This is a genomic window from Flavobacterium sp. NLM (genome assembly GCF_002210235.1).
GTDB classification, from domain to species: Bacteria; Bacteroidota; Bacteroidia; order Flavobacteriales; family Flavobacteriaceae; genus Flavobacterium; species Flavobacterium panici.
The window spans coordinates 78385-89370 of the sequence record NZ_LIAC01000024.1; the positions used below are offsets into that span (position 1 = coordinate 78385).

Sequence of the window (10986 nt, forward strand, 5' to 3'; positions counted from 1 at the left end):
TAATAAAGTTTAAAAGAGAAGAAGTTTATTGTGAGGAAATTAGACTTTGAATTAGTATAATAAAAACAAAAGCAAAAATTTAGTAAAATGTCAAAAGTAAAATTAGGAATAAACGGATTTGGACGTATCGGAAGAATCGTTTTTAGAGAGTCTTTCAATAGAGATAATGTAGAAGTAGTAGCGATCAACGATTTATTAGATGTAGATCACTTAGCTTACTTATTAAAATATGATTCAGTTCACGGTCGTTTCAACGGAACTGTAGAAGTTAAAGAAGGAAAATTGTATGTAAACGGAAGAAATATCCGTATCACTGCAGAAAGAAATCCTGCTGACTTAAAATGGAATGAAGTTGATGTTGATGTAGTAGCAGAATGTACTGGTATCTTCACAACTATCGAAACTGCAAATGAGCACATTAAAGGTGGTGCTAAAAAAGTTATCATTTCTGCTCCATCTGCAGATGCTCCAATGTTTGTAATGGGAGTTAACCACGAAACTGCAAAAGCTTCTGATTTAGTAGTTTCTAACGCTTCTTGTACAACAAACTGTTTAGCTCCATTAGCTAAAGTTATCCACGATAATTTTGAAATCGTTGAAGGTTTAATGACTACTGTTCACGCAACTACTTCAACTCAAATGACTGCTGACGGACCTTCTAGAAAAGACTGGAGAGGTGGACGTGCAGCTGCAATTAACATCATTCCTTCTTCAACCGGAGCTGCAAAAGCGGTTGGAAAAGTAATTCCATCTTTAAATGGAAAATTAACTGGAATGTCTTTCCGTGTACCTACTGCTGACGTTTCTGTTGTAGATTTAACAGTAAAAGTTGCTAAAGAAACTTCTTATGAAGAAATTATGGCAGTTTTGAAAAAATCTTCTGAAACTGATTTAAAAGGTATCTTAGGATTTACTGAAGATGCAGTTGTATCTCAGGATTTTATTTCTGACAAAAGAACTTCAATCATTGATTCTACTGCAGGAATTGGTTTAAATTCAACTTTCTTCAAATTAGTATCTTGGTATGATAATGAGTACGGATACTCAAGCAAATTGATCGATTTATCTGTACATATTGCAGGTTTAAAATAATATTATATATTTTTACAAAATCCCGTTATCACCAAGTAACGGGATTTTCTTATTTTGTTCTGTCTTTAATTAATGTAAAAAACACACTTATTTGAAGAGAAACTAATTCAAAAAACAAAAAAAATGAAATTAATAGTTGATAGTGGATCTACTAAAGCCGATTGGATTGCAATTGATGATAATGGAAAAGTATTATTCACGACACAAACCTTAGGATTAAATCCTGAAATTCTTGACGGACCTGAAATCATTTCAAGATTGAATGACCGTTTTGATATTTTACAAAATAAAAAAAATGCAACACATTTGTTCTTTTACGGAGCAGGTTGTGGAACAGACAGAATGAAAGAATGGTTAAAGCAAATCTTTCAGGAGTATTTTACTAACGCAATTGTTGACGTTCAGGAAGATACTTACGCGGCTGTTTATGCTACAACTCCAAAAGGAGAAGAAGCAATCGTATCGATCTTAGGAACTGGCTCAAACTGCAGTTATTTTGATGGAAAAGTATTGCACCAAAAAGTTCAGTCATTAGGATATATCGTAATGGATGACTGCAGCGGAAACGTTTTTGGAAAAGAATTAATTAGAAAATACTATTTTAATAAAATGCCTAAGGAATTAGCGGTTGAGCTTGAAAAAGAATACGACGTTGATCCTGACTTTATTAAAAACAAATTATATAAAGAACCAAACCCAAATGCTTATTTGGCAACTTTTGCTAAGTTTTTAATTAAACATAAAGACACAGAATTCTGCAGAAAAATTATTTTCAAAGGAATGAAATCTTTCGTTAAAAACTACATCAAACAGTTTGATAACTGTAAAGAAGTTCCTGTGCATTTTGTAGGTTCTATTGCTTTTTATCTGAAAGATGAATTACAAGAAACTTTCGATAAATACGAGCTTAAATTAGGAAACGTGTTAAGAAGACCAATTGACGGTTTAATTGCTTACCATGTTGCTAACCAATAGTTCTGGATTTATGGAAATTGCAATTATTGCGCATGACGGTAAAAAAGCAGATTTGATTGATTTTTTGATTAAGAATGAAGCAGTTCTTCATAATGAAAAAATCAGACTTATTGGTACCGGAACAACTGGAGGAAAAGCGGAAGCAGCGGGATTTAAAACCCAAAGAATGCTTTCCGGACCTTTAGGCGGTGATGCGCAGATTGCAGGCAGAGTAGCGGAAGGAATTACACAAATGGTTTTCTTTTTTAAAGACCCATTATCAAGTCATCCGCATGAAGCTGATATTAATATGCTAATTCGTGTTTGCGATGTGCATAATGTGCCGCTGGCAACAAATGAAGCAACGGCACAATTATTATTAGATGCTATTGCACTGCAATTATAGAGATCTCAACATTTACATTTTTTGGCAGACATGCCACTTGAACCGTTTCACGTGCTGGAGCGGTTTTTTCGTTAAAATAAGAACCGTAAATAGTGTTAATAGCACCAAAATTGTTCATATCCATGATGAAGATCGTTGCTTTTACAACGTTTTCAAAAGTCATATCGGCCGCTTCTAAAATAGCTGCAATATTCTCCATTACTTGTTTAGTTTCATCATTGATGTTATCAGTAACAAGTTCTCCCGAAGCCGGATTTATAGCAATCTGCCCAGAAGTATAAAGTGTATTTCCTGATAATACGGCTTGATTGTACGGCCCAATAGGAGCCGGAGCCTTTTCTGTAAAGATTATTTTTTTCATGATAAATTATTTTAAGTCGACAAATTATCGATTAGAAGTACTGCGTTTGTTCCATTTAATGTCACTCAGCATACCAGATTTAATTCCAATGAAGAAGTTCCAGTTAGCATTTGGTCCCATCGGATTCCAGTTAAAAGCCATTCTCCAGCTTAACAAATCTCTTTCAAAACGGAATTGAGTAAAAGTAACCCCTTTTTGAACAAAATCATAACCGGTAGAAACTCCGCCTTTCCATTTAGGCGTAATATCCATATTGGCAGAAATCATAATAGAGTTTCCGGATATTTTATTTTCTCTTGCAGTATTGGAATAAGTAAGCGAATACGCCATTGTCATATCCCAAGGAATTTTTGAACTAAAAAACTCACTTACAACATCTTCGTCGCGTTCCGGTTCATTAGCAAACTGACTATTTCGGCTGTCGTTTAAGTCTGTGTTTGTTCCGAATAAATCGTCATTACGACCACCGTTTCGCTGGCTTTGCGTATTTTTTTCTTTTCCGGTTCCCTTATTTGAAAAGGAATAATTCATGGTAAGGTTGGCACTAGTCATTCTAAACAAACTTCCGCCATTGTCAATATTATACTTGTTTATAACATTTCCTGCATTGTCAATCGCATAAGGATTTAAAACAGCCCCAAAATTGACATTCATTTTATTGTCAAAAAACTGCGTTCCTCCGCTTACTACAATTGGCTGCCAGGCTAAAGCCTTTTTTCCGTCAGCACTAAAATTATAACTTGTATTGAAGTTTAAATTGTTCAACAGCATTATCTTCTTAGGTTCAGTTTTCGTGCTGTCCTTGTCTCTTACTTTGGCTTCAAAAGTGTTACTTAATGAAAAACCTACAATGTTTGAATTGCTTTGCCCAGGCGCGCCGTAAATACCATTTGCAAACCGCGAGTATTCATCGGTAGAAATTTTACCAGACGCATCAACCGTATAATGCTCATAATATTGATCAAAACTTGGTGTATACGAATACGTAAGACTCGGCCTCATAACGTGACGAATAGACTGAATCCTTTTATCTTCTCCAAAATTGAATGTACCGTAAATAGTAGTTCCTAAATTGGTGCTTAAATTATATGTTCTGTACGAATCAAAACCATTTACTGTTTTATCGGCAACTTGTCCTTTGCTATCATCAAAACCTTTTTTGATAGTTTTTGTTACCCATGTTTCCTGATAGTTTGTTGATGCTCCGGCACTAAAATATTTGAATACTTTAAAGTTAGTACTTATCGGAATAGAGTGCTGCATACCAATTTGTGCGTCTCTGAACATTTGAGGCTTAAAAAACAAGGAATCATAAGTAGTGATGTTGTTTTTACCTGTTACGTTGTATTGTAAGTTGATGTTTTTAATAAACCCTTTTTTAACCCCGTCTTTTCCAACAAAAGGATAAATACGGTCAATACTTCCCTGAAGGTTAGGAAGACTCATTTGGATTTGCTCTGTTTGTGTATTTTGCTGATGTGTAGCAGACAACGAAATACGAGAACCCGGAATCGTATTAAAAGTTTTATTATATGAAATAGATGAACTTAAGGTATTATTCAAATTTGACCCAACGTTAGCCTGATTAATAGACTGTTTAAAGTACTTACTACTACCCATGTTCACAGATGCACTAAAACTTGAGTTAGGATTTGATTTTGTGTCTTTTGAATGTGACCACTGAATATTGTAAATATTTTGTTTGGAATAATCAGGATAACCTCTTTCGCTGCTAATTAAATTCTCAAATCGAATATTAACATTTCCTCTGTATTTATATCGGGTTGCATACGCCGATTCAAAACGCATGGCGTAACTACCATTGGTATAATAATCTCCCAAAACCGTTAAGTCATAATTGTCACTTAAAGCAAAATAATAACCACCATTTTGTAAAGAGAAACCTCTGGTATTTGAATCGTTATAACTTGGAATAATAATACCTGAAACGCTTTTTTCCTGACTCAAAGGGAAATAACCATAAGGCAAAGCCAGCGGAGTAGGAACATCGGCAATAACCATTTGCGTTAAACCGGTAACAATTTTTTTTCCGGGAACAAATTTTATTTTGCTTGTTCTAAAGTAGTATTCCGGATTGTCAATATCCTGTGCCGTTGTGATTCGCGCACCTTTTAGATAATAAACAGAGTCATTTTCTTTTTTAGTAACTGCAGCTTTAATATTCAATTCACCTTGTTTGGTTCTTGAATTGTAAATTAATGCTTTTTTTGTTTTAAAATTAAAGCGGATAGAATCGGGCTGAACCTCGCTCGAACCTTGTTTAAAGTTCGGGTACTGCACTAAAACTCCGGCAGAATCTTTAATTCTTCCAGCATAAACTTCATCCTTTTCATAATTCAAAACAATTATACCAGATTTTAGTTCAACATCTTTGTAGTATAATTCAGCTTCGTTGTATAAAGTAATCAGTTTTTTCTTCTGATCGATTTTTGCGTAATCTTTTGCCTTGTATCTTACCTTGCCATCCAGGAAAGTCTTGGTTGGTCTGACAGTATCTAATTTTATAGTGTCATTTTGAGTTATTTGAGGCTTATCTGTTTGTTTTGCAGCTGGTAAAGGCTTTTTTTTAGATTTTATCTCTTGCGAATATAAATTACCACATCCCATTGTTAGGAAAAATGATATTAAAACGATATTAAATAAGTTTGTCTGCAAAGGTTTAAATGCTATTTTTGTAAAATTATGGCTTGTTTTTTGACATGTCAAACTTACATATAATTTTTTGGCAAAAATAATCAATTGTAAAAATTATAACAGCTGCGTTTTATTAAAATTAACTTTAAGATTTATGAATAGATTAAATAAAATTAAGGTAATCTTTACCTTTTTTCTAACAATAGCGTCATTTTGCACATATAGCCAGTCAAATGTTTTTAAAGTAACACTTGATGCCGGACACGGAGATCACGACTTTGGTGCCGTTTACAGCGGGCGGATTGAAAAAAATATTGCTTTGGCTATTGTACTGAAAGTAGGGAAAATTTTAGAGCTTAATCCAAACATCAATGTAATCTATACTCGTAAAACAGATGTCTTTATTGATTTGGTCGAAAGAGCCAATATCGCAAATAGAGCCAATTCTAATATTTTTGTTTCCATACATTGTAATGCCAATAAAAATACCGCAGCAGATGGTACCGAAACGTATGTAATGGGTTTGAGTAAAGTGGCATCAAATCTTGAAGCGGCGAAAAAAGAGAACTCGGTAATTACTTTAGAGAAAGATTACAAACGTAAATACGATGGTTTCGATCCAAATTCTCCAGAACAAATGGTTGGAATTACTTTAATGCAGGAAGAATATTTGGATAATAGTATTTCGTTAGCAAGTAAAATTGAAGACAATTTTGAGAGACTTGGAAAAAAAATCAGACAAGGTGGTGTAAAACAAGCACCATTTATGGTACTTCATAAAGCGTATATGCCAAGAGTTTTAGTTGAAACCGGATTCGTATCTAACCCAACAGAAGGAAATATTTTAAATTCTGAAGAAGGACAGGATGATATCGCAAAAGCAATTGCAGAAGCTATTTTGAGTTACAAAAGAGAATATTTTGGTTCAGGAACTTCAGAAGCAGTTGAAGCTAAACCTGTAAGAGATACTTCGACTCCAAAAAAAGTGGTGCAGACACCTGCGCCTGCAGCCCCAAAAGGAACATTCTTTAAAGTACAGCTTATTGCAAGTATTAAAAAAACACCTTTAGAACCTAAAAATTTTAAAGGACTAAAAAATGTAACAATGATCTACGAAAACAATATTTATAAATATTTCTATCAGGAAACTTCGGATTATGAAGCTGCGAAAAAATATCTGGAAGAAGCTAAGAATAAAGGATATGGCGCAGCATATTTAATAGCAACTAAAGACGGAGAAAAAATCAATATTCAGGATGCGATTAAATAATCGTCACAAGTTCGAAATATTATACTAATTTTGTAACAAAACACTTAGAATTTTGAAACTAACAAGAGAAATTAAAACGGCTGTATTAGTCATAGCGTCTATTTTATTATTTATCTGGGGCTACAGTTTTTTAAAAGGAAAAGACCTTTTTACCAATTATAAAACATATTATGCTGAATATGACAATGTTGAAGAATTGGCACAATCAGCGCCCGTTACTATAAACGGACTAGTAGTAGGTAAGGTAACTAAAATTACAATCAGTGAAACAACAGGAAAATTATTAGTTGAACTTCAATTAAAAACAGATTTTCCAATTTCTAAAACAAGTAAAGCATCTTTATATTCCGGAAGCTTAATTGGAGGAAAGCAAATTGCCATCATTCCAAATTTAGCAGATAAAGAACTGGCAGAAGACGGACAAACACTGGAGTCTGTTGTTAAGTTGGGATTAACGGAATCTTTAGGTGGTAAAATTGAGCCAATTACAATTAAATTGGATAAAATGCTCTTAAATATTGATAATCTTGTTACGGGATTAAACAATGTTTTAGACCAAAAAACACAGCAGGATTTAAAGAAAACTTTAGCAGAATTGAGCCAGACAATGGAACAGTTTCACAGAGCTTCGGGAAGTATCAACAATATCTTAGATACTAACAAAGGCCAGATAAACGGAGTGGTGACAAACTTTAATAAAATGTCAAGCAACTTCAATAAAATATCTGATTCTTTAAATAAAGCCGATCTTGGAAAAACAGTTCGTAACCTAAACCAGACTTTAGCAAAAGTAGATGGTATCATGGCTAATTTAAATTCTGGAAAAGGTACAGCAGGGAAATTGTTAAACGACGATGCGCTTTACAACAACCTTTCAAAAACTTCAAAAGAGCTTGAATTGTTATTACAAGATGTTCGACTTTATCCAACACGTTACGTAAACGTTTCTCTTTTTGGGAAGAAAAACAAACCTTATGTAGCACCGGCAGAAACAAATTCAACTGATAAAAAATAATTGTAATGAGTTATTTAGATAATATTTTATTCGCCATACTTCTTGTCGTAGGTTTTGGTTTTTTTGCAGCGAGCGTAAAAAAAATCATCCGCAACATTAATTTAGGAGTTGACGTAGATAGAAAAGATAATCCTAAAGCTCGTTGGAAAAACATGGCTTTGATTGCTCTTGGGCAGTCAAAAATGGTGAGACGCCCTGTTGCCGGAATACTTCATATCCTGGTATATGTAGGTTTCGTAATTATTAATATTGAATTACTTGAAATTATAATCGATGGATTACTAGGAACTCATAGAATTTTTGCCCCTTATTTAGGTGTAGTTTATGATGTTTTAATTGCTTCTTTTGAGATATTAGCCATACTTGTAATTTTTGCTGTTACCGTTTTTTGGATCAGAAGAAATTTTATCAGACTGAAACGTTTTATACATTCTGATTTAACAGGATTCCCTAAAAACGATGCAAACTACATTTTGTATTTTGAGACTGTTTTAATGATCTTGTTTTTATTAATGAATGCTTCTGACCTGCATTTGCAAAATGTTCCGGGAGCCGTTTTTCATAAAGCAGGAACTTTTCCGGTAAGTCAGTTTATTGCTCCAATTTTTAATGGACTTTCAAACGAACTGGTTGTGCTATTGTTTGAAGCTTTTTGGTGGCTGCATATTGTGGGTATTTTGATTTTTATGAACTATTTGTATTTCTCAAAACACTTACACATACTTTTAGCATTCCCAAATACCTACTTTGCAAATTTAAAACCAGAAGGCCAGTTTGATAACTTAGCATCAGTTACAAAAGAAGTGAAGCTGATGATGGATCCAAACGCAGATCCTTTTGCAGCGGCTCCGGTTGATGAAAATGCTGTTCCATCTAAATTTGGTGCAAGCGATGTTCAGGATTTAAACTGGGTGCAGCTTTTAAACGCCTATACTTGTACAGAATGTGGTCGTTGTACGTCTTCATGTCCGGCGAATCAAACAGGGAAAAAATTGTCTCCACGTAAAATTATGATGGACACAAGAGATCGTTTAACCGAAGTTGGAAAAAATATAGATGCCAATAAAGGTGTTTTTGTTCCGGATAATAAAACATTATTAAACGATTACATCACACCAGAAGAATTATGGGCTTGTACATCATGTAACGCTTGTGTAGAAGAATGTCCCGTAAATATTAGTCCGTTGTCTATTATTATGGATATGCGTCGTTATTTAGTGATGGAACAGAGTGCTGCGCCAATGTCACTGAATGCAATGATGACCAATATCGAAAATAATGGTGCACCATGGCAGTACAGCCAGCAGGACCGATTGAATTGGAAAAACGAGAATTAGAAAAGAGTTTAATCGGTTATTTTTTTAACCGTTTAAGTGATTAAAAATAGTAAGGTTTTTAGTAAGGTTATCATAGAGAGCGATTAACCAAATAACAATTAACCGATTTAACAACAAAAGAAGATGTCAGAAAGTTTAGTAGTGCCAACAATGGCAGAAATGCTAGCCCAGGGAACACAACCAGAAGTTTTATTTTGGGTAGGTTGCGCAGGGAGTTTTGATGATAGAGCAAAAAAAATTACAAAGGCTTTTGTACGTATTTTAAATCGTACCAATGTGTCTTTTGCAGTATTAGGTACAGAAGAGAGTTGTACTGGTGATCCTGCAAAAAGAGCCGGAAATGAATTTTTGTTTCAAATGCAGGCCATGATGAATATCGAGGTTTTAAATGCGTATGAAGCGAAAAAAATCGTTACCGCTTGTCCGCATTGTTTTAATACCTTAAAAAATGAATATCCTGAATTAGGTGGAAACTATGAAGTTATTCATCATACAGAATTCCTTAAATCATTAATTGATGACGGAAGACTTACAGTTGAAGGCGGACAGTTTAAAGGAAAGAAAATTACTTTTCATGATCCTTGCTATTTAGGAAGAGCCAATAAAGTATACGAAGCACCAAGGGATTTAATCCAAAAATTAGACGTTGAGTTAGTAGAAATGAAGCGCTCAAAAGCAAACGGATTATGTTGTGGAGCAGGTGGAGCACAGATGTTTAAAGATGCTGAACCTGGAAACAAAGAAGTAAATGTATTGCGTACAGAAGATGCATTAGAAGTTCAGCCGGATATTATCGCTGCCGGATGTCCTTTTTGTAACACGATGTTAACGGATGGAATTAAACATGCTCATAAAGAGGGTGAGGTAAAAGTAATGGACGTTGCGGAGTTAATTGCGAATGCGCAGGATCTTTAGTTTTTAAGGTTCAAAGAGGCAAAGGTGCAAAGCGACAAAGTTTTTCAACTTGAAACATGAAACCTGAAACTTAAAACTTTAAAAAAAATCTAAAATCAACAATCTAAAATCTAAAATTAAAAAATGTATATACCTTTTGAAAATTTACCTGGTGAATCAAGAGTTTGGATTTACCAATCGAACAGAAAATTTTCTGAGGAAGAGTTTTCTGAAATCGAAACAGATTTAAAAGCTTTTGTAGAGCAATGGGCCGCACACGGAACCAGTCTTGAAGCTTCATTTTTGCTTAAATACAATCGTTTTATAATATTAGCCGTAAATCAGGATGTTCAGGCTGCTACAGGCTGTTCTATTGATAGTTCGGTAGAATTTATTCAAGGTTTGGAGAAAAAGTACAACGTCGATTTATTAGACAAAATGAACGTTACTTTTAAACTTGGAGAGCATATTGCACACAAACCATTAATTGATTTCAAGAAAATGGTAAAAGATAAATCAGTTTCTGAGAATACTATTGTTTTCAATAATCTGGTTAACAATATCGAAGAATTCAACGAATCCTGGGAAGTTCCTGCTGCCGATAGCTGGCATAGCAGATTTTTCTAAGAGGAATTTATAATATATTTGAAAAGGCATGAAATTTTAGATTTTGTGCCTTTTTTGGTTTTGATTGTTTCAAGTTTCAAGTTTCAGGTTTCGCCAAAGTTTGTCATTCCGAGGAGATTGTTAAACCCGACAGGTTTTAAAAACCTGTCGGGTTTCGTTACGTAATCTTTGTGAGTTTTTTTGTTTTTTTTTACGTAAAGTTTGCCATTCCGAGGAACGAGGAATCGCACTAGAGAATCGACAAAGATTGACAATTATGTTTGCGAAGATGGATTAAAATCCATCCCTACAATATAATTTGTTCCTACGGAACGCTGCATATAAAATTCCGAAGGAATGATTATTTTGGAGTAATGGATTTTAATCCGTTGAAGA

The 10986-nt window shown here is 34.1% G+C and carries 10 protein-coding genes; 8 read left to right on the plus strand and 2 right to left on the minus strand.

Translation table 11 applies throughout. From position 1 onward, the window contains the following. Positions 1-87: 87 nt before the first annotated feature. The 3 genes from gap to APR43_RS22815 all read left to right on the plus strand — a co-directional run bounded on the left by gap (position 88) and on the right by APR43_RS22815 (position 2452). Positions 88-1092: a type I glyceraldehyde-3-phosphate dehydrogenase gene (gap, locus tag APR43_RS22805; protein ID WP_053470186.1), complete on the plus strand. Its 1005-nt coding sequence runs from the start codon at positions 88-90 to the stop codon at positions 1090-1092. A gap of 123 nt (positions 1093-1215) precedes the next feature. Beyond that, a complete protein-coding gene (locus tag APR43_RS22810; RefSeq protein WP_053470185.1) occupies positions 1216-2067 on the plus strand; it encodes an N-acetylglucosamine kinase in 852 nt (283 codons plus the stop codon). A 10-nt stretch (positions 2068-2077) separates the two neighbouring features. After that, entirely contained in the window at positions 2078-2452 is a 375-nt protein-coding gene (locus APR43_RS22815) for a methylglyoxal synthase (protein WP_053470300.1), read from the plus strand. On the opposite strand, the gene APR43_RS22820 is transcribed toward APR43_RS22815, so the two are convergent. Both APR43_RS22820 and APR43_RS22825 read right to left on the minus strand, forming a co-directional pair. Next, positions 2433-2813 carry a RidA family protein gene (locus APR43_RS22820; protein ID WP_053470184.1) on the minus strand — a complete coding sequence of 127 codons (381 nt, stop codon included), beginning with the start codon at positions 2811-2813 and terminating at the stop codon, positions 2433-2435. The genes APR43_RS22815 and APR43_RS22820 overlap by 20 nt on opposite strands. Before the next feature lie 24 nt (positions 2814-2837). After that, positions 2838-5540: a putative LPS assembly protein LptD gene (locus APR43_RS22825; protein WP_053470299.1), complete on the minus strand. Its 2703-nt coding sequence runs from the start codon at positions 5538-5540 to the stop codon at positions 2838-2840. Positions 5541-5622: 82 nt separating this feature from the next. On the opposite strand from APR43_RS22825, the gene APR43_RS22830 reads away from it, so the two are divergent. From APR43_RS22830 to APR43_RS22850, 5 genes are all read left to right on the plus strand, one after another. After that, positions 5623-6738 carry an N-acetylmuramoyl-L-alanine amidase gene (locus tag APR43_RS22830; RefSeq protein WP_053470298.1) on the plus strand — a complete coding sequence of 372 codons (1116 nt, stop codon included), beginning with the start codon at positions 5623-5625 and terminating at the stop codon, positions 6736-6738. 52 nt (positions 6739-6790) lie between these two features. Beyond that, positions 6791-7753 carry an MlaD family protein gene (locus APR43_RS22835; RefSeq protein WP_053470183.1) on the plus strand — a complete coding sequence of 321 codons (963 nt, stop codon included), beginning with the start codon at positions 6791-6793 and terminating at the stop codon, positions 7751-7753. 5 nt (positions 7754-7758) lie between these two features. After that, positions 7759-9090, plus strand: a complete 1332-nt coding sequence (locus tag APR43_RS22840) for a (Fe-S)-binding protein (protein WP_053470182.1) — start codon at positions 7759-7761, stop codon at positions 9088-9090. Between the two features lie 123 nt (positions 9091-9213). Continuing rightward, complete coding sequence (locus APR43_RS22845) at positions 9214-10005, plus strand: (Fe-S)-binding protein (protein WP_053470181.1); 792 nt, start codon at positions 9214-9216, stop codon at positions 10003-10005. A gap of 123 nt (positions 10006-10128) precedes the next feature. Continuing rightward, positions 10129-10611, plus strand: coding sequence for a hypothetical protein (locus APR43_RS22850; protein ID WP_035646965.1), 483 nt, complete (start codon positions 10129-10131; stop codon positions 10609-10611). Positions 10612-10986: the final 375 nt, after the last annotated feature.

Excerpts from the sequence above, each read along its gene's own strand:
- gap (WP_053470186.1), top strand. The coding sequence starts at position 88 with ATGTCAAAAGTAAAATTAGGAATAAACGGATTTGGACGTATCGGAAGA.
- APR43_RS22840 (WP_053470182.1), top strand. The coding sequence starts at position 7,759 with ATGAGTTATTTAGATAATATTTTATTCGCCATACTTCTTGTCGTAGGT.
- APR43_RS22820 (WP_053470184.1), bottom strand. The coding sequence starts at position 2,813 with ATGAAAAAAATAATCTTTACAGAAAAGGCTCCGGCTCCTATTGGGCCG.
- APR43_RS22815 (WP_053470300.1), top strand. The coding sequence starts at position 2,078 with ATGGAAATTGCAATTATTGCGCATGACGGTAAAAAAGCAGATTTGATT.
- APR43_RS22810 (WP_053470185.1), top strand. The coding sequence starts at position 1,216 with ATGAAATTAATAGTTGATAGTGGATCTACTAAAGCCGATTGGATTGCA.
- APR43_RS22850 (WP_035646965.1), top strand. The coding sequence starts at position 10,129 with ATGTATATACCTTTTGAAAATTTACCTGGTGAATCAAGAGTTTGGATT.
- APR43_RS22845 (WP_053470181.1), top strand. The coding sequence starts at position 9,214 with ATGTCAGAAAGTTTAGTAGTGCCAACAATGGCAGAAATGCTAGCCCAG.
- APR43_RS22830 (WP_053470298.1), top strand. The coding sequence starts at position 5,623 with ATGAATAGATTAAATAAAATTAAGGTAATCTTTACCTTTTTTCTAACA.